This is a genomic window from Pseudomonas sp. R9.37 (genome assembly GCF_963878885.1).
Taxonomy (GTDB): domain Bacteria; phylum Pseudomonadota; class Gammaproteobacteria; order Pseudomonadales; family Pseudomonadaceae; genus Aquipseudomonas.
In genome coordinates this window covers 148,661-168,731 of sequence record NZ_CAWNZA010000032.1, presented here as the reverse complement: position 1 = coordinate 168,731, position 20,071 = coordinate 148,661, and the positions used below count along the sequence as shown (strand labels likewise).

19 protein-coding genes and 3 pseudogenes are annotated in these 20,071 nt (G+C 59.0%); 11 read left to right on the top strand and 11 right to left on the bottom strand.

Features of this window, described 5'->3' with window-relative positions; genetic code table 11:
- Window positions 1-34 precede the first annotated feature (34 nt).
- From kdpC to AACU78_RS16550, 3 genes are all read left to right on the top strand, one after another.
- On the top strand, window positions 35-580 hold the full coding sequence (gene kdpC, locus AACU78_RS16560) for a potassium-transporting ATPase subunit KdpC (RefSeq protein WP_106576850.1): 546 nt from the start codon (window positions 35-37) through the stop codon (window positions 578-580).
- Window positions 581-706: 126 nt separating this feature from the next.
- Entirely contained in the window at window positions 707-3,358 is a 2,652-nt protein-coding gene (locus AACU78_RS16555) for a sensor histidine kinase (RefSeq protein ID WP_106576849.1), read from the top strand.
- A 37-nt stretch (window positions 3,359-3,395) separates the two neighbouring features.
- A complete protein-coding gene (locus tag AACU78_RS16550) occupies window positions 3,396-4,085 on the top strand; it encodes a response regulator (RefSeq protein WP_106576848.1) in 690 nt (229 codons plus the stop codon).
- 122 nt (window positions 4,086-4,207) lie between these two features.
- Here AACU78_RS16550 and AACU78_RS16545 read toward each other — a convergent pair whose 3' ends face one another.
- Window positions 4,208-5,245, bottom strand: a complete 1,038-nt coding sequence (locus AACU78_RS16545; protein WP_106576847.1) for a patatin-like phospholipase family protein — start codon at window positions 5,243-5,245, stop codon at window positions 4,208-4,210.
- Between the two features lie 215 nt (window positions 5,246-5,460).
- Between AACU78_RS16545 and AACU78_RS16540 the strand changes: the two genes are divergently transcribed.
- From AACU78_RS16540 to AACU78_RS16530, 3 genes are all read left to right on the top strand, one after another.
- Complete coding sequence (locus AACU78_RS16540; protein WP_010176194.1) at window positions 5,461-5,739, top strand: hypothetical protein; 279 nt, start codon at window positions 5,461-5,463, stop codon at window positions 5,737-5,739.
- Between the two features lie 42 nt (window positions 5,740-5,781).
- Complete coding sequence (locus tag AACU78_RS16535) at window positions 5,782-6,543, top strand: CHAD domain-containing protein (protein WP_106576846.1); 762 nt, start codon at window positions 5,782-5,784, stop codon at window positions 6,541-6,543.
- A 90-nt stretch (window positions 6,544-6,633) separates the two neighbouring features.
- Entirely contained in the window at window positions 6,634-7,431 is a 798-nt protein-coding gene (locus AACU78_RS16530) for an acyl-CoA thioesterase (protein ID WP_106576845.1), read from the top strand.
- Window positions 7,432-7,437: 6 nt separating this feature from the next.
- Here the strand turns inward: AACU78_RS16530 and AACU78_RS16525 are convergent.
- The 7 genes and pseudogenes from AACU78_RS16525 to AACU78_RS16500 all read right to left on the bottom strand — a co-directional run.
- Window positions 7,438-7,686: pseudogene (locus AACU78_RS16525) on the bottom strand (terminase); the annotation flags it as partial.
- Window positions 7,687-7,801: 115 nt separating this feature from the next.
- Complete coding sequence (locus tag AACU78_RS16520) at window positions 7,802-8,206, bottom strand: Imm50 family immunity protein (RefSeq protein WP_106576843.1); 405 nt, start codon at window positions 8,204-8,206, stop codon at window positions 7,802-7,804.
- Window positions 8,207-8,446: 240 nt separating this feature from the next.
- Window positions 8,447-8,764 carry an Imm50 family immunity protein gene (locus AACU78_RS16515; protein WP_256586934.1) on the bottom strand — a complete coding sequence of 106 codons (318 nt, stop codon included), beginning with the start codon at window positions 8,762-8,764 and terminating at the stop codon, window positions 8,447-8,449.
- Window positions 8,761-8,883: pseudogene (locus tag AACU78_RS30095) on the bottom strand (HNH/endonuclease VII fold putative polymorphic toxin); the annotation flags it as partial. The gene AACU78_RS16515 and the pseudogene AACU78_RS30095, both read right to left, overlap by 4 nt.
- 45 nt (window positions 8,884-8,928) lie before the next feature.
- A pseudogene (locus AACU78_RS16510) lies at window positions 8,929-9,447 on the bottom strand (type IV secretion protein Rhs); the annotation flags it as partial.
- A gap of 198 nt (window positions 9,448-9,645) precedes the next feature.
- Window positions 9,646-11,127 carry a methyl-accepting chemotaxis protein gene (locus AACU78_RS16505; protein ID WP_106576842.1) on the bottom strand — a complete coding sequence of 494 codons (1,482 nt, stop codon included), beginning with the start codon at window positions 11,125-11,127 and terminating at the stop codon, window positions 9,646-9,648.
- A gap of 96 nt (window positions 11,128-11,223) precedes the next feature.
- Window positions 11,224-12,030: a TatD family hydrolase gene (locus AACU78_RS16500; RefSeq protein ID WP_106576841.1), complete on the bottom strand. Its 807-nt coding sequence runs from the start codon at window positions 12,028-12,030 to the stop codon at window positions 11,224-11,226.
- A 236-nt stretch (window positions 12,031-12,266) separates the two neighbouring features.
- Here AACU78_RS16500 and AACU78_RS16495 point away from each other — a divergent pair, with 236 nt between their 5' ends.
- The 3 genes from AACU78_RS16495 to AACU78_RS16485 all read left to right on the top strand — a co-directional run bounded on the left by AACU78_RS16495 (window position 12,267) and on the right by AACU78_RS16485 (window position 14,793).
- A complete protein-coding gene (locus AACU78_RS16495; RefSeq protein WP_106576840.1) occupies window positions 12,267-13,688 on the top strand; it encodes a transglycosylase SLT domain-containing protein in 1,422 nt (473 codons plus the stop codon).
- Between the two features lie 103 nt (window positions 13,689-13,791).
- Window positions 13,792-14,226 (top strand): DoxX family protein, encoded by a 435-nt coding sequence (locus AACU78_RS16490; protein WP_106576839.1) that lies wholly within the window; start codon window positions 13,792-13,794, stop codon window positions 14,224-14,226.
- 258 nt (window positions 14,227-14,484) lie between these two features.
- Window positions 14,485-14,793 carry a hypothetical protein gene (locus AACU78_RS16485; protein ID WP_106576838.1) on the top strand — a complete coding sequence of 103 codons (309 nt, stop codon included), beginning with the start codon at window positions 14,485-14,487 and terminating at the stop codon, window positions 14,791-14,793.
- A gap of 4 nt (window positions 14,794-14,797) precedes the next feature.
- On the opposite strand, the gene AACU78_RS16480 is transcribed toward AACU78_RS16485, so the two are convergent.
- Genes AACU78_RS16480 through AACU78_RS16470 form a run of 3 tightly spaced genes read right to left on the bottom strand, consistent with a single transcriptional unit; the run spans window position 14,798 to window position 18,207 of the window.
- On the bottom strand, window positions 14,798-16,543 hold the full coding sequence (locus AACU78_RS16480) for a Gldg family protein (RefSeq protein WP_106576837.1): 1,746 nt from the start codon (window positions 16,541-16,543) through the stop codon (window positions 14,798-14,800).
- 15 nt (window positions 16,544-16,558) lie between these two features.
- A complete protein-coding gene (locus AACU78_RS16475; protein ID WP_106576836.1) occupies window positions 16,559-17,284 on the bottom strand; it encodes an ABC transporter permease in 726 nt (241 codons plus the stop codon).
- On the bottom strand, window positions 17,281-18,207 hold the full coding sequence (locus AACU78_RS16470; protein WP_106576835.1) for an ABC transporter ATP-binding protein: 927 nt from the start codon (window positions 18,205-18,207) through the stop codon (window positions 17,281-17,283). Before AACU78_RS16470 ends, AACU78_RS16475 begins: the two co-directional genes overlap by 4 nt.
- Window positions 18,208-18,447: 240 nt before the next feature.
- On the opposite strand from AACU78_RS16470, the gene AACU78_RS16465 reads away from it, so the two are divergent.
- Together AACU78_RS16465 and greB are read left to right on the top strand one after the other, a co-directional pair.
- On the top strand, window positions 18,448-19,446 hold the full coding sequence (locus AACU78_RS16465; protein WP_106576834.1) for a hypothetical protein: 999 nt from the start codon (window positions 18,448-18,450) through the stop codon (window positions 19,444-19,446).
- Between the two features lie 130 nt (window positions 19,447-19,576).
- Entirely contained in the window at window positions 19,577-20,050 is a 474-nt protein-coding gene (greB, locus tag AACU78_RS16460) for a transcription elongation factor GreB (RefSeq protein WP_083360479.1), read from the top strand.
- The last annotated feature ends 21 nt before the right edge of the window (window positions 20,051-20,071 follow it).

The following is a 20,071-nucleotide window of genomic DNA, read 5'->3' as shown; positions in this document are numbered from 1 at the left end:
CACAGGCTGCAATGACTCACGTGAGGAATCTGAAATGTCCACCATGATCCGCCCGGCCTTGAGCCTGCTGGTACTCATGACCCTGATCACCGGCGTCGCCTACCCATTGGTGGTGACCGGTGTGGCGCAAGTTGCTTTTCCTGACCAGGCCAACGGCAGCCTGGTGCGCGATGCCGACGGCAAAGTGCGCGGTTCCAGCCTGATCGCCCAGGATTTTACCGGTGATCAGTGGTTCCATCCGCGCCCGTCGGCCGGCGCATTTGCGACGGTTTCCAGCAGCGCGAGCAACCTGGGCCCAAGCAACCCGGCGTTGGCCACGCGGGTTTTCGATGATGCCAATAAACAACTAGTGCCAGGCCAGGGGCCGGTGCCGTTGGCATCGCTGACTACCTCTGGCAGCGGTCTTGATCCACACTTGCCTCCACCGGCGATTGCCTATCAACTGGCGCGGGTGGCAGCCGCACGAAATGTGCCGGTGGCAACCCTGCAGCGCTTGCTGGATGAGCACATCGAAAGCCCGTTGGTGGGGCCGCCGGTGGTGAATGTGTTGGCGCTGAACATGGCGCTGGAAAAGTTGTAAGTAGTGGTGCCGCCATCGCGGGCAAGCCCGGCTCCCACAGGGGAATACATTCCTACTGTGGCAGCGGGCTTGCCCGCGATGGCGGCCTGAAGGACTCCAGATAAACACCTGAAGGAACCGCAAAGCATGAGCGACTCCGGCCGCGCCGACGCCCTCTTAGCCGATCTGCCCCGGGACGGCCGTGGCCGGCTCAAAGTCTTTCTCGGCGCTGCGCCGGGCGTGGGCAAGACCTACGCCATGCTCCAGGCCGCCCACACCCAGCTGCGCCAAGGCGTGCGGCTGATCGCCGGGGTGGTCGAAACCCACGGCCGCGCCGAGACCGAGGCCTTGCTCAGCGGCTTGCCGCAGCAACCGTTGGTGCGTACCGAATACCGCGGCGTGATGCTCGAAGAAATGGACCTGGATGGCCTGCTCGCCGCCAAGCCCAAGCTGGTGCTGGTCGACGAACTGGCCCACAGCAACGCCCCCGGCAGCCGGCATGAAAAACGCTGGCAGGACATTCAGGAGCTGCTCGGCGCCGGCATCAACGTGTTCACCACGGTCAACGTCCAGCACCTGGAAAGCCTCAACGACCAAGTGCGCGGGATCACCGGCGTGCAAGTGCGCGAAACCCTGCCGGACTGGGTGCTGCAAGAGGCAGACGAGTTGCTGCTGATCGACCTGCCATCGCGCGAGCTGCTGGAGCGTCTGCGCGACGGCAAGGTGTACGTGCCGGAGCAGGCCCGTGCGGCCATCGACGCGTTTTTTACCCAGACCAACCTGATGGCCCTGCGCGAGCTGGCGATGCAGACCGCCGCCGCCCACGTCGATGACGACCTGGCCCAAGGCTATCGGCAACTGGGCCAGGCTGCGCCGGCGGTGCGCGGCCGCTTGCTGGTGGGCGTGGATGGCGATGCGCAGGCCGAACGCCTGGTGCGTCACGCCAGCCGCGTCGCTCAACGCCGACATTTGCCCTGGAGCCTGGTGCATATCGACAACGGCCGCGCGCGCGATGAGCAAGCGCGCCTGCGCCTGCAAAACGCCCAGCAACTGGCCGAGCGCCTCGGCGGCGAAGTGGTGTTGTTGCGCGCGGGCGAGGTGGCGAAGACGCTGATCCAGCATGCCGCCGAACGCCGCGCGAGCCTGCTGCTGGTAGGGCAGTCGCGCATGCGTTGGCGGCGTCGGTTGTTCGGCGGTGGGCTGGCGGCACGCTTGCTGCGCAATGCGCGCGGTCTGGAAATCAACGTGCTCGACAGCGACGACATGCCCGCACCGCCGCGACTGCCGGATGTGCGCGGGTTGGTATGGTTCGACTATGGCCTGGCAGTCGTTGCGACGATTGTGGCGGCGGCGTTGGCCTGGGCGGTGGCCAGCGTGTTGCCGCTGCCGAACATCTCGCTGGTGTTTCTCGCGGCGGTATTGCTGGTGGGCGTGCGCAGCAGCCTGGGGCCGTCGCTGGTGTGTGCGGCGCTGTCGTTTCTGACCTACGATTTTCTGTTTATTCCGCCGAATTTCTCCTTCGCCATCCAGCGCGAGGAGGACGTGTTGACCCTGCTGTTCTTTCTGCTGATGGCGGCGTTGACCGGCAACCTGGCCGCACGTCAGCGTCGGCAGTTGCAGGCCTTGCGCGATACTCAGGAAGAGACCAGCGAACTGCTCGACCTGTCACGCAAACTCACCGCCGCCACCGATCGCCAGGCGGTGATCAGTGCGGCGGCCCATCATCTGGAAGGCTGGAGCGATCTGGAGCTTTGCCTGGTCAACCGGGACGCGCATGGCGACTGGCAGGTCGAGACCGGTTCCGCGCTGAACCTCACCGAATCCGAACGCGCCGCCGCCGATTGGGCCTGGCAGCACGATCAACCGGCCGGCATGGGCACCGGCACGTTGCCGTTCGGGCGCTGGTGGTGGTGGCCGCTGTCGGGCGAGGAGGGGCCGCTGGGCTTGCTTGGCGTGAGCCCCAAACCGGGCCTGGAGCTGAGCGGGCAGCGTCGTCGCCTGCTCACCGCATTGAGCCAGCCGCTGGCCCAGGCGTTGGCGCGGGCGCAACTGGCGCAGGAGCTGGAATCGGCGCGTCTGCACGGCGAAACCGAGCAACTGCGCAGCGCCTTGCTGGCCTCTGTATCCCACGACCTGCGTACGCCGTTGACGTCGATGCGCGGCAGCATCGACAGCCTGTTGGCGCTCGGCGAGGCGATTCCTCTGGAGGATCGCCGTGAATTGCTTGAGGGCACCCGCGATGAAGCCGAGCGCCTGGACCGCTATATCCAGAATTTGCTGGACATGACGCGCCTGGGCCACGGTGCGCTGAAACTGGCGCGTGATTGGGTTTCGCCCGGCGATATCGTCGGCAGCGCCCTTGGCCGTTTGCGCGCGGTGCTGGCGCCGCTGCAGGTCAAGACTGACGTGCCGGCCGAGCTGCCGTTGCTGTATGTGCACGCCGCCTTGATCGAACAAGCGCTGGTCAACGTGCTGGAAAACGCCGCGCGTTTCTCACCCGCCCAAGGCCGTTTGGAGGTGAGCGCGGGCGTGGCGGATGACCAATTGTTTTTTGCGGTAGCCGATGAAGGGCCGGGGATTCCCGAAGACGAGCGCGCGAAGATTTTCGATATGTTCTATACCGCCGCCCGCGGTGATCGCGGCGGGCAGGGCACGGGCCTGGGCCTGGCGATTTGCCAGGGCATGGTCGGCGCACACGGTGGGCGTATCAGCGTCGCCGAGGGCATTGAAGGGCGGGGCACGTGCATCACCTTGTTCCTGCCATTGCCGACTCAGCCTGGCCTGGAACGCGAGGCTTGAGCTACCCTCTTTTTTTCACGGATTTTGATTGGACACCATGAGCCAGACCGCGACGATTTTAGTCATTGATGACGAACCGCAGATTCGCAAATTCCTGCGCATCAGCCTGGCCTCCCAGGGCTACAAGGTGATCGAGGCCGGCACCGGTAACGAGGGCCTGGCCCAAGCGGCGTTGAGCAAACCGGATTTGCTGGTGCTCGACCTCGGCCTGCCTGACATGGACGGCCAACAAGTGCTGCGCGAGTTTCGCGAGTGGTCGACGGTGCCGGTGCTGGTGCTGTCGGTGCGCGCCAGTGAAGTGCAGAAGGTTGAAGCGCTGGATGGCGGCGCGAATGATTACGTGACCAAGCCTTTTGGTATCCAGGAGTTTCTCGCCCGCGTTCGCGCGCTGCTGCGCCAGGCACCGGCGGGGGAGGCTCAGGAAGCGGCCTTGAGTTTTGGCCCGCTGACGGTGGACCTGGCCTATCGCCGCGTGCTGCTGGACGGTGCCGAAGTGGCGCTGACCCGCAAGGAGTACGCGGTGCTGGCGCAACTGGCGCGGCATCCGGGGCGGGTAATCACCCAGCAACAATTGCTCAAGGATATCTGGGGGCCGACCCACACTGAAGACAGTCACTACCTGCGCATTGTGGTAGGGCATTTGCGCCAGAAGTTGGCGGATGACCCGACTCAGCCACGGTTTATCGTGACTGAGGCGGGGGTGGGGTATCGGTTGTTGAATGCCTGAGTTTCGCGGCGTCCGCGCAGGCGTCATCGCAGGCAAGCCAGCTCCCACCATTGAATGTGTGCACAGATCACAATGTGGGAGCGGGCTTGCCCGCGATAGGGCCATCAGCCACAGCACACATTTCAACTCTGCTCACTCTCATATTTGTCCAGCGTATCCCTGGCAATCTCCCGCCCCAAAGCGATCAACTCCGGCGCCTTGTAGAACTCGAAAAACCGACACACACGCTTCGGCACGTTGATCAGAACGTCCGGCGGGTAACCGGCGATCTTGTACTGCGCCAGCGATGTCTGCATCACCTCGAAACTCTGGTTGATCAGGTCCAGCAGCGACGCCGGCCCGACGTTGTCGATGATGAACGAACCGGTTGCTGACTTTGGCGCCCCGGCCTTCTCCGGTGCAGCCGCAGGTTGCTGGGATTCGGGCTCGGCCGATTCCAGCCATGGGTTGATCTCTGCTGTCTGGGCGTGCAAAGCCTCCTGCTCAAGCTTCATCAACTGTTCGGCTTGTTTGCGGCGAAACGGCAGGTGTGAACCCAATGACTTGGCCAAGCTGTTGAAACGACTTTTGAACGCCGGCGGACGCTGGATCACGGGCAGTTGGTAATGTTTTTGATTGGTGGCGTTGAGGTTGACCGCGATGATCAAGTCGCAGTGGCTCGACACCACCGGCACGATCGGCAGCGGGTTGAGCAGACCGCCGTCCACCAGCATTCGGTTGCCCTGCATCACGGGCGTGAACAGGCTTGGAATCGCCGCGGAGGCGCGCATGGCCTGGTGCAGGCAACCTTCCTGAAACCAGATTTCCTGTTGGTTGGTCAGGTCTGTCGCTACGGCGGTGTAGGGAATGCGCAGTTCTTCGATATTGATCTCGCCGACAATCTTGCGGATCTGGCCGAAGACTTTTTCGCCACGAATCGCACCCAGGCGAAAGCTTACGTCGACCAGGCGCAGTACATCGAGGTAGTCGAGGCTTTCGATCCAGTTGCGGTACTCGTCAAGCTTGCCGGCCGCATAGATTCCACCCACCACGGCGCCCATGGAGCAGCCGGCGATACAGGCAATGTCGTAGCCGCGCCGTTCGATCTCCTCGATCACGCCGATATGGGCATAACCGCGGGCTCCACCGGAGCCCAGCACCAAGGCCACACGCTTCTTCATGGTCCATGTCCTTCCCAAGGCAGGTGCCCACAATGCACCCATTGAGGGGCAAGCTTCAATCTTCGCCGGGGGCTGTAATATTTTTCCAGGATAAGCGCAGTGCTCGGGTATGCTCTGACGATAGGCGCTCTGATTTCAGGCTGCGGACAAGGCACTTTTCCCTGTGGGCAACGTCTACACCCTACGACTGTTTTTCTTTATTTGAGGTGTCATCGATGAAAGCCTGGATGTGTGTGCCTGTGATTGTGTTGGCCCTGGCCGGCTGTGCCGGGAAAACCGCATACCGCGACAGCTGTGGCACGCAACTGGATGCCGCGTGGCATGAGCTGGACCTGGCCAAGGCTGAAGGTTTTGCCGGCACCGTGAGCTACTCCAAGGCATTGTCCTTGTTGACTGGCGCCAAGACCCAGCAGCAATTCGAAGCGTTTGAAGGCTGCTCCAACAAGGCCGAAAAGGCGCGGTTCTATATTCGTGAGTCGCGCGCCGGACGTTAAGTCCTAGCGGCAACAGGATATTCATCGTCAAGGGAGGGAGGCATGTCAGCTTTGGTCGATCAGTTAGTCGCTCAGGTCATTGGCCTGGAAGTAGGGTTGCTGAGCTGCCAGGCTCGCCTCGCCGCCGTCACCGACGATGAAGCCCTGCATGACCTGCGCACCACCGTGCGGCGCCTGCGCAGTTTGTTGCGCCCGCTGCGCGGGTTGCCGGGAGTCGAACAACTCGAATTGGCCGCCAGCACAGTCGGCCAGATGACTACGCCGCTACGCGACCGCGAGGTCCTGGCGGCGTATCTGCATCAGCACGGCTATCACCAGGCCGCTGAACGGCGCCTGCGCCTGCAACCCGACGCCTATCGCCATGTGGCGCAGAGCCCGGAAGTGGCGCACTTGCTGCAGATTCTCGACGCTTTCCCACGCTTTATCCGGGCTTCGCAGCACCAGAAACTGCTCAAGGGCCTGCGCCCGCGCATCGAGAAGCGCTTGGGCAAGCAATGGCACAAACTCGGTGATGCCCTCAAAGACCCAACCCATGATCGCCACCGCCTGCGGTTGCTGATCAAGCGGGTGCGTTACGCCGCCGACGCCTACCCCGAACTGGACAAACTGCCTGCCAAAGCCATGTCGCGCCTCAAGCTAGCCCAAGGCGCTCTGGGCGATTGGCACGACTGCTGGCAGTGGCTGGCGCAGGCCGGGCACCAAGCGGATTTGCAACCCTGCGTGCCAATGTGGCATCGCACCATGAGCAAGGCAGAAGGCGAGGCGGATCGGGTGCTGGACAAACTCAGCGCGGATTGTTTTTAGGCCGGTCCGGTTTTTGGCCGGAATGAGCGCTGTACCTTGTCAGCCCGATGGTTAACATCGCCCCATCGGTTTTCTTGATGTGAGGTCGCCATGCGCTTTAGTGATTTGCTCGACGCAGCCCGTAACAACCCGTTGGACGTGACCATCCCCGCCGAATGGGCTCAGGGCCGCGCGACCTTTGGTGGCCTGGTGGCTGCGTTGCAATACGAAGCCTTGCGCGCCCAAGTCCCGGCAGACCGGCCCCTGCGCTCTTTGGCCATCACCTTTGTCGGCCCCGTTGCGCCGGATGTGCCGGCCAGTTATCAAGTCGAAGTGTTGCGCGAAGGCAAGGCGGTCAGCCAGTTGCTTGGCCGCGTGGTGCAGAACGGTGAAGTGGCGACGCTGGTGCAGGCCAGCTTTGGTGCGCCGCGTGAGTCAGTGATAGATGTCGCGAGCGAGGCGCCGCCTAGTTTCAAACACTGGGATGAATGCCAGGAGCTGCCCTATATCAAGGGCGTGACCCCCGAATTCATGCGCCACTTGGCCATGCGCTGGAGCGTCGGTGGGTTGCCGTTCACCGGTAACAAATCGCGCGACATGGGCGGTTGGGTGCGCCTGCGCGGTGATGTAAAGGAAGAGCCGCTGACCGAGTCGCACATCCTCGCCCTGGTCGACGCATGGCCCCCGGCCTTGCTTCCGCACCTGACCCAGCCGGCGCCGGGCAGCACGCTGACCTGGACCATTGAATTTATCCAGCCGCTGCAAGACCTGACCACCCTCGACTGGTGCCAGTACTACGTCAACATCGAACACGCCCGCGACGGCTACGGGCATGCCGCGGCCGCACTCTGGAGCCCGACCGGCGAGTTGATCGCCATCAGCCGCCAGACCGTGGTGGTCTTCGCCTGAACCTCAGAACCGCTGGCTGCCTTGCGCTTCCAGTCTGCGACCGTGGCGCTGAAGCGCCACGCCTGCCAACACGCCGATCACGCCAACGGCAAAACTGGCCAGGCTCAGGCTGAAAACGCCGGATGCCATCAACAGAAAACCGATGATCAGCAGGGGTACGGCAATTAATTGCAGCCCCAGGTTGGTCGGGTGCTGATGAGTTTCTGGGTGAATGCGCCATTGCCAGGCGGGGAAGTTAGGATGACGTTTGCCCATGATGGTGAATCCTCTGTCCGTTGAAGTAGCTTGGACAGAGTTTATGTAGGGGAGGGCGGGGTGGCGAATTGGGGCTGGCTATCGGCCTCATAGCTTAGATGTTGGTGTCACCATTTTAATAACAGGCGGAATTAGGGTCATTTATGCAGACGGAGGGTCCGCAGAGAGACGGATATCGCGTTTTGAATTCAATCAACGACTTTTCAGACTCAGCTTTTACAAGAAAAAAATCCTCATACTTCCGGACTGTTATTTTCAATGTGTCGAGCGTGGGGATATTTTTTATGGTGACGTCACTAAGTCCGCCACAGCTAAGGCCAATGCGACATGTGTTGAAACCCTCGATGGTCCATTTTTCGGGCGGTCTGTCCGGTATTTCAGGTATGTCAAAGGCTAGATTTATATGAGGTCTATCGTTATCTATGTCTATAGAGAATAAGACTATCTTTCCTATTGGTATTGGTCTGGAGAATACCTTGTTAAAAAAGACACTTCTATCGAAGTCATTCCAGAACTTCATTTTTCAACCTCAAAATTATAGTGGTCATTCGAACTTTTGGTTTTCGTGTGTCCGTGTTTCCAAAGGGGCGTAAATTGGTGGGGCGCTTTGGTTTTCTAACTTGAAATGGATAAGGATACGTTTTTCTAATTTGTGTTTCGCGGTTTTTAGGTATTAAAAATAGTAATCATTCGGGCCGTTTGTATATACATTAGGGTCGCTAAGTGAAATAAATCTGGCTTTGAATTCTATTGAGGCATTTCAGCGGGTTGCGCGAAATTCGAAGTGGTCATTGTGCTTTTCTATTTTCACATTGAATACCTCGTGGACGGGTATGTTTTGTACTTTTAGCTCTTTAATGTTGTGACAAGTTAATCCTGTTCTGCACGTGTTGTATCCTTTGTTCTTCCATTTTTCCGGTAGCTTGTCCGGAAAATCGGGTATGTCAAACCCTAGGCCAACACAAGGTTGATCGTTATCAATCCTTACAGAGAAAATGGCGATCCTGTCAATTGCTATCGGTTGGCTAAAAATCTTTCCGAAAAATATACTTCCGTCTAATTCATTCCAGTACTTCATTTTTTCTTCCTAAATGGATGGTGTTCTTTCGCTCCGGGTATACTGCCTTTTCGAGGTTTATCAATTGGTCGTAAGTTGAAGTGTGCGGAATGGTCTCCTATTCCATCTGCTCTTCCAAAATTATGCCCTGCTCAGTGGTCTTGTATAAGAACTTCTGAACAGTCTTCCTTGCTCAGAGGTATTTCCAGCCCGGCTATCACCGCCTGATAAGACGCGTACAGCGCCTTGACGTGATTCCGGAAAACGTTGGGGTAAAAGGTGATTTGGTACTGCTGATCGCGGGTATATTCTTTGACTTCAAGAATGCCGCTTGGGCCAATGGTGTGATGGATCGGCGGCCCAACCGGGCTGCCATCCGCTGCAATGGCTTGCAGCATCACCGGCGTATTGCCGATGGGCACGAACTGCGTGCTTTCGAACATATGCACCAAGGTCAACGAACCCTGGGCCTTGCACATCGCAACGGTGGGACTTGGCGCTTTGGAAGAGACCGGTGTTACCAGTGCGACGTCTTCTGCCATTTTGAAAATCTGCTCGACCTCGAGTGTCGAACCACTCCAGAAGCGTTCGGCCCAGTCGTCAAAGGTGTTCAGGCAATCTCTGAAATCACGAAAGAAGCTTTCAACATCCGGCGCTTTGGCGTCCATGGGGACCAGGACAAACCTGGCAATCACCGGGATCAAAAGGCAGCCCCTTCGGGCCAGGTCGTAACGGAGAGGTACATCGGCGGTCCCTCGCACTGAATAGTCAGGCGAGAGACTTTGAAGAGGTTCGTCAGGTGAATATGTCGGCGCTATTCGCCGGGGAGGCTAGGAGGTTTCGGCAAAATTTCGGGTAAACGCGAGGGCGATCGTAGGAGTCGGATTACAGGTTAAAAAGTCCTATAGCTTCAACTGCCCAATCGCTTTGCTCAACTCCCCGGCCAGCGTCGCCAGCTCATTGCTGGTGGTCGCTGAATCCACGGTCTGCTGCACCGTGTTTTCGGTCACATCGCGAATGCTCACCACGGCGCGGTTCATCTCTTCGGCGACATGGCTTTGCTGTTCGGCCGCCACGGCGATCTGGGTGTTGCTTTCGCGCATCTGCGCCACGGCGCCGGTGATTTCGGCGAGGGCTGCGCCGGCCTCCTGGGCTTGCTGTACGCAGTCGTCGGCCTTGAACGAGCTTTCCTGCATGAAGTCCACCGCATCGCGGGTGCCGGCCTGCAGCGCCGAGACCATGCGAGTGATTTCGTCGGTGGAGCTTTGTACGCGTTTGGCCAGGTTGCGCACTTCGTCGGCGACCACGGCGAAACCACGGCCCATTTCGCCGGCGCGGGCGGCTTCGATGGCGGCGTTGAGGGCGAGCAGGTTGGTTTGTTCGGCGATGCTGTGGATTACGCCGACCACGCCGTTGATTTTCTGGCTGTCCTCGGCAAGCTTCTGGATCATCTCGGCAGTCTGTTGCACGCCGGTGGAAAGCCCGGCAATCGAACGCTGTACCCGGCTGACCACTTCCTGGCCGCTGCCGGCCAGGGTGTCGGCGGTTTGGGACAGGTCGCGAGTGGCGCCGGCGTGCTGGGCGATGTGGTAGACGGTGGCGGTCATCTCATTGATCGCGGTGGCGGCCTGATCGGTTTCGCTCTGCTGGCCGAGCATGCCGTGCTGCACCTCGTTCATGCTGCTGGCCAGGCGCGCGGCGCCATCATCCAATTGCTGCGCGGTGCGTGCCACGGTGCTGACCACCCGCTGGTAGCCGGCTTGCATGGCGTTGAAGGCGCTGGCCATCTGGCCGACTTCGTCCTTGCAGGCCAGGGGTACGCGGGCCGACAGGTCGCCGGTTTTCTCGACGTGCAGCATCACGTCCTTGAGGGTGTTGAGTTGGCTGAGCAGAAAGCGGATCAGCAGTTGCGAGGCGCCGAGCATCGCCAGCATCAGGATCAACACCGCCAACGCGTAGTTGGCGAAGCGTTCGCCGAACACTTGGCTCAGGCTGCGTCCGTAGGCCAGCACGGCGACCTGCTGGCCGTCGGCACGTGCGATCACCTCGGCGCCGATCAGCGGTTTTTCACCGAACAACGGCATGTGATTAAGCTCGACCCAACCGCTGGCATTGCCCAGGGCTGACAGATCCTGATTGGCCAGCTGTGGGACTTGTCCACGGGTAAACGTCAGCCAATGCTCGCCCTTGGGCAATGGCTTGTCGGCGGGCCAGGCACTCAACAACCGCGCCTGCGCCTGTGCCGCAGCCTGGGAGGCATCGCTGCGCGCCTGTTGCTCGAGTTGCACGGCGTAGAGCACGAGCAACAAGGTGGTGATGAAGGCGACCGCGTTGACGGCCCAGAACTTGTATTTCAGCGAGATATTGCTAAGCCAGGCACCCATGGAAGGTTTTCTCTGATAGCGGAAACAGCATTGGCAAGGTGCCATTATTGTGCCGCTACTCAGGAAGCCGGTTTTGACATGGGTCAATGCGCCGCATTAATCCACTTCAGGCAAACCAAAAAATGCGCGCGAACAGGCGGTGCTGTGTGCAGCCAAGTCTTCCAGGGTTTCGTTGCGGTGCAGGGCGACTTCGCGCAGCACTTCTGGCAGGTAGGCCGGTTCATTGCGGCCGTTTTTCGGCTTGGGTCGCAACGTGCGCGGCAGCAGGTAGGGCGCGTCGCTTTCCAGCATCAGACGGCCACGTGGGATTTCCCTGACCAGCGGGTGCAGATGTGTCCCACGGCGCTCGTCGCAGATCCAGCCGGTGATGCCGATATGCAAGTCGAGGTCGAGGTAGCTGAACAGCGCCGATTGTTCGCCGGTGAAGCAATGCACCACGGCAGCGCTCAGGTGGTCGCGGTAATCCTTGAGGATCTCCAGCAAGCGCTGGTTGGCGTCGCGCTCGTGAAGAAACACTGGCAGTTTCAACTCGACGGCGAGTGCCAGGTGTTCTTCGAGGACTTTTTCCTGTTGTGGGCGCGGGGAAAAATCGCGGTTGAAATCCAACCCGCATTCGCCCACTGCACGCACGCGGCTTTCGCTGAGCAAACCCCGCAATTGCCGCGCGCTGTCGCCGTTCCAATCGCTGGCGCAGTGGGGATGAATGCCGGCGGTGCTGAACAGGCGCTGGCCGCTTTCATCGAGTTTTATGCAGAGTTCCAAAGCCTGCTCGCTGCCCTCGATACTGGTGCCGGTGAGCACCAATTGCTGCACGCCGGCGGCATAGGCACGGTCGAGAACGGCCTGGTGCCTCTCGTCGAAACTGGGGTTGGTCAGGTTGACGCCGATATCAATGAGTTGCATGGTGCTATCTCCGCCTGCGGCCGGAAAGCATATCAGAGCTGTAGATTTATAAGAAAAACGAAGAACTACAACGAGTTATAGCTGTCTTTGAACGTCGCAAGTGACATTGTGGTCGGTCGTACGCCGTCCTCCATGCCACCGTTGCGCGCCTTGCCAGCGCATAAAGCGCTCTGTTTCTGACCTCCAGCCTTTCGCCTTTCGCGAGGGTGCTGGCCAGTATTCTTTCCGGAGAGCGGATGATCCGACCCTCGGCGTTGCTTATGTTGTGCCTGACGTTACTGCTGCCCATGGCGGCGGTCGCACGTCTGGATGGGCCGCTGGAAGTGACCAAGCCCGGCAAGGTACGCGACCTGGCGCAGATTCGCTCCAGTCGCACGCTGCGTGTGCTGGTCAATCAGAGCCGTAACAGTTCCGGTGAGGTCCAGGGCCAGGCGATCGGTGTTGAATACCATCGCCTGCGCGCCTTCGAGCAGTACTTGAACGGCCACGCCCGTGACGGGGAAGAAATCACTCTCAAAATTATTCCAAAAGCCAAGGACCAACTGCTTGGCGCGTTGGCCCGGGGTGAAGGCGACCTGGTGGCTCCCGGTGAATTGCTTGATGTGAAGGCTGCGCACAAGATCAGCACCAGCGACCCCATTGCCAGTGATGTACCGTTGTGGCTGGTTGGCGTGAAGGGCGAGCGACGCTTTACCAAGCTGGAGCAGTTGTCCGGTCGCACGCTGGCCCTGACGACCGGCAGTGCAGCGGCGGATGCGATCAATCAGGTCAACCAGCAACTGGCCCTGCACAAGCGACCGCCGGTGAAGGTGGAATGGGTCGATCCGACCTTGGCGGTGGAAGATGTATTGGAGATGGTCCAGGCCGGGATTTTCCATCTCACCATCGTCGAGAAACCCATTGCCGAACGTTGGTCGAAAATCCTGCCCAAGTTGCGCTTTGATCGGCAAGTGGCTATCAGCGAGCCGGGCGATGAGTACTGGTTTGTGCGCCAGGATGCCTCAATGCTGCGGGCCAGTATTGACCGTTTCCTCAAGACCTACCGAACCCCTTCCGACCAGGACGTGGCGTTCCAGCGTATCTACCGACGCCTGTATCAGGTGCGCAATCCATTGGCTCGGGCCGACCGCCAGCGCTTGGAAAAACTGCGCCCGGTCCTGCAAAAGCATGCCCGCGAGCAGGGCATGGACTGGTTGAACCTGGCGGCGCTGGCGTTCAAGGAGTCGGCCCTGGACCCCGGCGCGCGCAACAGTGGCGGCCCGACCGGGCTGATGCAGATCACACCTTCGGCGGCGCAGCGGGTGGGCGTCAACAATATCGAGAGTCTGGACAGTAATGTGCAAGCAGGCGCCCGGTATCTGGCGATGATCCGTCGCAAGTTCTTCGCCAGCCCCAAGCTTAACGAGCGCGAGCGTATGGCCTTCGTGCTGGCGGCTTACAACATGGGGCCGGAGCGGGTGCAAGGCATGCGGGCCGAGGCCCGGCGCCGCGGTCTGAACCCCAATCAATGGTTTTTCCAGGTCGAGCGTATTGCCATGGAGCAAGTGGGCATGGCTGGCGTCAGCTATGTTAATAGCGTGAACAAGTACTACCTGGCGTTTGATCGAGAGCGAGAGTCTCTGGAGCCGACAGCGCCAAAACTTGCTTCACGCAAATGATCGGATTTATAGATGATTATTAGGTGATTTTTGCGCTTTTATGATTGCCTTATCCGATTAATATAGCGGCCAACCACCCCCTACCTGGAAAAGGATTAGCACCATGAGCCCATTGATCAACCGTATCCTGTCTACCCGCGCTGGTTATGGCCTGACCATCCTGCGAATTTTTGTTGGCATCATCTTCGCTGCCCATGGTTCGCAAAAACTCTTTGGCTGGTTTGGTGGCTACGGCCTGGCGGGCACTGCGCAATATATGGAAAGCCTTGGGCTGACTCCCGGCACCTTGATGGCGGTGCTGTCGGGCGGCACGGAATTCTTCGCCGGCCTGGCATTGATCATCGGTTTGCTGGCGCGCCCGGCGGCCTTGGGCCTGACCTTCCTGTCGCTGGTGGCAATCTTCTCGGTGCATATTCATAACGGTCTGTTCATGGCCAACAACGGTTATGAGTTTGCCCTTGCCTTGCTCGGCGGCGCTTTGGCGGTGCTGCTGGAAGGGGCGGGCAAACTGTCTGCCGACCGCGCCATCGCCCGCTGATACCCAGATAAAACCCGGAAAAAGCCCGCCCTGTGCGGGCTTTTTCGTTGCTCGGGATTCTTGACACTGCCCCACCGGCTTCTCTAGGATGCTGCTCATGCGCCGATTTAAACAGCTAATTGCGGGGCGCCACTGGGCTCGATACAGCCCGACAGAAGCATGCACTCATCGAGAGTCAGGCTTTGAAATACCGCTAAAGCGCTGGTTCGGTGTTGCCTCTCACCTGCCCGCAGACTTTTGAGGCAGAGACACGACACGATGAATGCACTTCGCCCCCTCATACGCCTGGCCCCGATCACCGCGGACCTGACTCAGCGCAATCCGAAAATCCTCTTGGGTGGCAAGCACCAGCCTACGCTGCTGCGTTACCTCGATGGCTGGCCGCGTCGCACCGGGCGGCCTTCGGCGTTCCTGATCCAGTTTGTGGAAGATGGCGACTCCCTGGCCCGCTTTGCCACCAACAGTTTCGACCTTGCGGTAATTCAGGCGCCTAGCGCCGCTGATGCCGATGAAGTCATCCGTCAGCTGACGCGCATTGCCCGCCAAGGACTGATCGCTCGTCGTTGAAGGCTTAGAGCTGGATGGCGGTCACGGCCGATCGACGTCGCCGGTTGTAAAGCGACACCATCCACGCGATAAGGCACAACAGCAGCGGTACGGCGCTGATCAGCAGCAGTTTCAGGGTTAGCTCCACTTTATGCACCGATGCGTAAGCCTCGACCTTGAGCGCCTGTAACTCCATGGGCAGTCGCAGGCGTTCCTTGTTCAGTGCCTGCAGCTGGGCATTGGTATTCACCGCTTGGGTGCCGAAGCCGGTGTCTGGCGGTTTCAGGCGTTGCCATTCGTGCTCGGTTCGCTCAAGCCGTCGTTCAAGTTCCCCCGCCTTTTGGGCGTAGGCCTGTGCAGCGGCTTCGCGCATGTCTGAAAGCGGGCTGGGCGATTGGCTGGCCATTGCACGGGGCCGAATGCTCGCGAGAACATCAGGAGCCGCCAGGTTATCCAAGGTATTCAAGACAAACGTAACGTTGCTGTTGGCGGCCGAGCTGATGACAGAGTCCATGAGTAAATCAGTGTCGGCGACCACCACCACCTGAATGTCTGCGGCCTTTTGCAAACCGGCAGACTGCCCGTCGACACCGTCTGGAAATGCGGAATAGGCGGGGCCGCCGAGGCGAGCCGCTATCACTTGGCGTTGGCCGACAGCAGACGGTTGTTCGATCAGTGAGTCGAGTGCGGTGGTTGATGCAAAGCGCGCAGCGTCCAATAGCGCAGACTGCGTGGAGCTTTGCAGCAGCGGGGTGAGCAGCGTGCGGCTTTTCCTGATGCGAGAAAGTGCGCCACTGCTCGAGACAATCACCGTATCCAGTTTCCACGCGCTGACGTCGTCCGCCGTCATCGCCTGGCGCGGCAGGCTCAACCTGGCCGGATGGAAGACGGTCGGCTTGCCAGCGCCGGGGGACGCCGACGAGGCATAGAGATTATCCACCAGCAGCTTGTCCGCCGGCATTTGTACGCCCCATGCGGCAAGCAGGCCGTCCAGCATGGGATTTGCCGGCGCGGCGTCTGACACGCTCTCGCTCAGTGGGTCGAGAAAGATCATCAGTTTTCCGCCCCTGAGGACAAACTGTTCGATCGCGTACAGGGTTCGCTCCGGCAGCGCGCGCGGGTGGATGACCATCAGCGTCCCGATCGATTCAGGCACTTGGGGAATGTTCGCTGCCAGGCTTTCGAGGGTGAAGTGCTGATGCATTTTCGCCAGTAACAGCCCGCCGGAATCGTCCAACGCCAACCCTGTCAGCACGCCAATAACGGGTGGCGCTGGGTGCCCCAGTGTGTAGATCAAGTGGCTTATTTCATATTCGAGCATCGGTTCGTCATCCAGGTTGAATGCGTCGATACGTTGTGCAGCCTGGCCTGCGCGCACACCTATCAGACCGAGAAACCCGTGTGTGTCGTCCAGCCCGAACAGGCCCGCTTTATAGGCCTCTTCTGAATAAGGCCCCGGATCAATAACGTGCAAGTTAATCCTGCCCCTGGCGGCTTTTTCGAACTCCTCAAGCAGGTCTCCCACCCGTTCGCCATAGCGTTTCAACGCTTGGCTTTTTCGCGGGTCATGGCGTGAGTTGAAGTAATACAAATCCAGTGGGTCCTCAAGTGAGGCGAGCAGTTGCCGGGCCTGCGGCGACAACGTATGGATTTTGTGTTGTGAAAAGTCCCAACGGATATCGGGAAGGTTGTTTACCCAGACCAGATTAAAGGCCAGAAAGAGTAATGATATGACCGTAAGTGTCATACCCGTGCGAATAGCGGATCGCATGCGGTGCTTTCCTTCTCAACGGGTTTTGTAATTGAGTGTGACTGCTGTTGCCGCAAGAAAGGCAAGGATCATGCTGACGAAGTACAGGCTGTCATGGAGTGTCAGTTTGCCGTTGTCGAGAGTGCCGAAGCGTAAGATCGGGTCAAGCGCGATCAGACTGTCTACCACCCAAATAGGCGCCTGGTGCTCAAGGGCATCCAGTGCCGAAGAAAGCATGCTGACTGTAAGCAGCAAGCCGAGCGAAAGTAGGAAAATAACGATGCGCCGATGAGTCAGTGCGCAGATAAAGCATCCCACCGATAGATAACTTCCCGCGAGCAACCCGCTCGCCAGAAATTGTGAGGTGATAACGGCGTTGTCCGCAGCGCCCAGGTAGTTGGCGACAACCACCAAAGGGAAGGTCAGGGCCAAGGCAATGCCACACACGACCCATGCGGCCAGAAATTTTCCCAACACCCGTTCGACGGTCGTGATGGGCAGCGTTTTCATCATGTTGCGCATGCCAGGGTTATGTTCGTCCGACCACAGCTGCGTTGACAAGCTTGGAATCAGCAGCAGGTAGAGCCAAGGGTGTAACTGGAAAAACACCTGTAAGTCAGCACCGCCTTCTTCGAGCCATGGGCTCGTATTCAACCCCAGTGCCGCGCACAGCAGTACAAACGCAGCAACACTCAGGTACGTGCCTGGCGTACGGGCATAGCTGACGAGTTGACGCTTGAAAATCACCGGCAGCAGTTTCAAAGAGATACCTCATGACTCAAATGGCGAACGACTTCGTTCAGGCGCCCTGTTTCCAGTTTCAATGACGTGATGTTCCAGCCGCGATGGGCGATAAGTGCGTTGATATGGGGATAGATGCTGTGACCGGGCAGGGCCAGAACGGTCACGGTGCCGGGTGTATGCCGGTCTTCTTCTATGCCGGCGACGCCGGGTAAGACGGCCAGTGCGAGTAAATCCAGCGGGGTTTCTGCGGCCAGGGTGACTGCCCGGTAGTGTCGGGATTTGCGCTGAAACTCGGACAGCGGCGTGTCAGCCACCAACTGGCCGCGCGCGATAACCAGTGCCCGCGTGCACAGGCTGGCCAGCTCGTCGCAATGCCGGGAGGCGATAATCACCGCCATTTCTTCGGTCAGGGACTGGACCAGTGTTCTGAATTTGACCCGTTGATTCGGCGCCAGACCCTCGGTCGGTTCATCCAGCAGAAGCAGGCTGGGTGTATGCAGGATGGCTTGCGCGATGGCTACCTTGCGCTTCAAACCTACGCAAAGCGCACCGACAGGAACGTTGAGCACACGCGACAATTCCAGGCGCATGGCTGCTCGATCCACCCGGCTGCGTTTTTCAGCGCCGCTGAACCCTCGAACGTCGGCAATGAAGTTGAGAAAGCCTTTAACGGACATCGTCTGATGGCTGAGCCCGGCCTGGAGCTGATAGCCGAGGACTTTGCGTGCTTGAAGTGGATGGGTCAGGGTGTTGAACCCATGGACGGTGATGGACCCGGAGGAGGGATTGGCGATGCCGGCGATCAAGTTCAGCAAGGTTGTTTTGCCGGCGCCGTCTTCCCCGAACAGACCAATACATTCCTGGCGCTGAGCAAACAATGAGAAGTTGTTGATTACTTTACTTTTGCCCAAGTGCTTAGTCAGGCTGCTTATCTCGAGCATTTTTTTACCGATTAAGTTTGGCTGAGCGTATGGGACGTGCGCGTCGTGGATAGTTGAGCGTTAAAAAGGTTACGTTTAATCAATACGCTTGGGAACGCGCGGGCGAAGTTATAAGAAAAGTCCTACGTCAAGCCGGATAACTTACTGAAACAATTGCGCTGTTTCGAGAATGGTTAACGGTCGGATTCTTTATCTGGCGTTTATGTAAGGTTTGCTCTTTTGTAACGAGACCTGATTATCATGATGCTTCTACGTACTCTTGTTCTAGAACGCAGTGGCCAGGACGCGCCGGTTAACGGTGCGCTGCTCTGCGGGTTTGCTGTTGCCCAGATCGACTGCAACTTTCTCGTCTATAGCCTTGATGAAGAGACTGAGCCGGGCAACTCCAGGGTTTACATCGCCGCGTTACGGAAAAAACTCGACCGGCATTTTCTGGGCAGTGTCGAGTCCAAGGAAGACCTGCAAGTGGCTATGCAAGTCTTCAAGCAAATCCTGATGGCCGCGGCAGCCTCCGGCACTAAAGCCAGCGCAGTGAACGACAGTTCGATCGCTTTCCATTTCATTGATTTGAAAGGCTGCAAATTACCGCCGGCCAGACCGGAGGATCATCATTCGATGATCATCAAGAAGGCATTGGTAATGAAGGTGATTACCTTGGGCATGTCTGCGCCTGTCTTGCCTGCGATCGAAAGTGCTTCCTTGATCGTGCCGTGCATTCGCTTCTCATCACAAATGATCCCGCCCGCCAGAACTTCAAGCCCACCCACGCCCGTCGAGCCGCCGGTGCTTGAGCCTGTGGTTGCTGAGGCGTTGGATATCCCCGTCGCAACTGCGCAGAAGGTAGCGCTGGCAGAGCCCGTTGCGCAGCCGGCTCAACTGGCACCGAGTGAACCCGCGCCAGTGCAGCGCCCCGTTGAAATGGAACATGCATTGATGCCTGAGCTGGACAGCACGCTGACCAATCTTGCCAAGGTCGCCCAGGACCTGACGCAACAAAAAAACGCGGTCATTGAGCGAGAAAAAGTGCTTGAGCAGTGGCGGGCCCGGCTGCAACAAAAGCAGGGCGAACTGGATGAAAAGGATCGTGAGTTGGAGCAGCACGCGGCGCAATTGCAGGAGCAGCAAGCAGACGTCAGCCAGAAAGCCCAGAAGCTGGCGCTGGCGATGTCGCAGGTGTCGGGTATGCGACAGCGGTTGCAGGGTGTGCTGCTTGAACTGGATCAAACCCTGGAAGGCTAGAATTGAAGCAATGTACTTGCTGATCTGGCTACTTTTCCTAGTTCATTTATCATCACCCCTGCCAGTCGACGCCAAGGCATGATGCTGTGGCGTTTCGGCACCATTGGACAATGTCTGGGGATGCAAGCGTTTGAGTACCAAGCTGATTACCAAAGAAGGTCATGAGGCGCTAAAAAAAGAGCTGGATTATCTGTGGCGTGAAAAACGTCCGGACACCACGCGTAAAGTGACTTGGGCGGCGTCTCTGGGGGATCGCAGCGAAAACGCGGACTACCAGTACAACAAGAAGCTGCTGCGCGAAATTGACCGGCGGGTGCGCTACTTGCGCAAGCGGCTGGAAGATATGCGCGTGGTGGAATACATGCCTGAGCAGGAAGGCAAGGTATTCTTCGGCGCCTGGGTTGATATCGAAAACGAGCAGGGCGAGACCAAGCGTTTTCGTATCGTTGGCTATGACGAGATTTATGAGCGCATGGACTACATCTCCATCGACTCACCGATGGCCCGGGCGTTGCTCCGTAAGGAAGTCGACGATGAGGCCATCGTGCAAACCCCGACCGGCGAGGTGTGCTGGTGGATTACCGGTATCGAGTATGTGAAATAAACGCTGCTGGCCCGTATTCCG

Excerpts from the sequence above, each read along its gene's own strand:
- kdpC (WP_106576850.1), top strand. The coding sequence starts at position 35 with ATGTCCACCATGATCCGCCCGGCCTTGAGCCTGCTGGTACTCATGACC.
- AACU78_RS16555 (WP_106576849.1), top strand. The coding sequence starts at position 707 with ATGAGCGACTCCGGCCGCGCCGACGCCCTCTTAGCCGATCTGCCCCGG.
- AACU78_RS16550 (WP_106576848.1), top strand. The coding sequence starts at position 3,396 with ATGAGCCAGACCGCGACGATTTTAGTCATTGATGACGAACCGCAGATT.
- AACU78_RS16545 (WP_106576847.1), bottom strand. The coding sequence starts at position 5,245 with ATGAAGAAGCGTGTGGCCTTGGTGCTGGGCTCCGGTGGAGCCCGCGGT.
- AACU78_RS16540 (WP_010176194.1), top strand. The coding sequence starts at position 5,461 with ATGAAAGCCTGGATGTGTGTGCCTGTGATTGTGTTGGCCCTGGCCGGC.
- AACU78_RS16535 (WP_106576846.1), top strand. The coding sequence starts at position 5,782 with ATGTCAGCTTTGGTCGATCAGTTAGTCGCTCAGGTCATTGGCCTGGAA.
- AACU78_RS16530 (WP_106576845.1), top strand. The coding sequence starts at position 6,634 with ATGCGCTTTAGTGATTTGCTCGACGCAGCCCGTAACAACCCGTTGGAC.
- AACU78_RS16520 (WP_106576843.1), bottom strand. The coding sequence starts at position 8,206 with ATGAAGTTCTGGAATGACTTCGATAGAAGTGTCTTTTTTAACAAGGTA.
- AACU78_RS16515 (WP_256586934.1), bottom strand. The coding sequence starts at position 8,764 with ATGAAGTACTGGAATGAATTAGACGGAAGTATATTTTTCGGAAAGATT.
- AACU78_RS16505 (WP_106576842.1), bottom strand. The coding sequence starts at position 11,127 with ATGGGTGCCTGGCTTAGCAATATCTCGCTGAAATACAAGTTCTGGGCC.
- AACU78_RS16500 (WP_106576841.1), bottom strand. The coding sequence starts at position 12,030 with ATGCAACTCATTGATATCGGCGTCAACCTGACCAACCCCAGTTTCGAC.
- AACU78_RS16495 (WP_106576840.1), top strand. The coding sequence starts at position 12,267 with ATGATCCGACCCTCGGCGTTGCTTATGTTGTGCCTGACGTTACTGCTG.
- AACU78_RS16490 (WP_106576839.1), top strand. The coding sequence starts at position 13,792 with ATGAGCCCATTGATCAACCGTATCCTGTCTACCCGCGCTGGTTATGGC.
- AACU78_RS16485 (WP_106576838.1), top strand. The coding sequence starts at position 14,485 with ATGAATGCACTTCGCCCCCTCATACGCCTGGCCCCGATCACCGCGGAC.
- AACU78_RS16480 (WP_106576837.1), bottom strand. The coding sequence starts at position 16,543 with ATGCGATCCGCTATTCGCACGGGTATGACACTTACGGTCATATCATTA.
- AACU78_RS16470 (WP_106576835.1), bottom strand. The coding sequence starts at position 18,207 with ATGCTCGAGATAAGCAGCCTGACTAAGCACTTGGGCAAAAGTAAAGTA.
- AACU78_RS16465 (WP_106576834.1), top strand. The coding sequence starts at position 18,448 with ATGATGCTTCTACGTACTCTTGTTCTAGAACGCAGTGGCCAGGACGCG.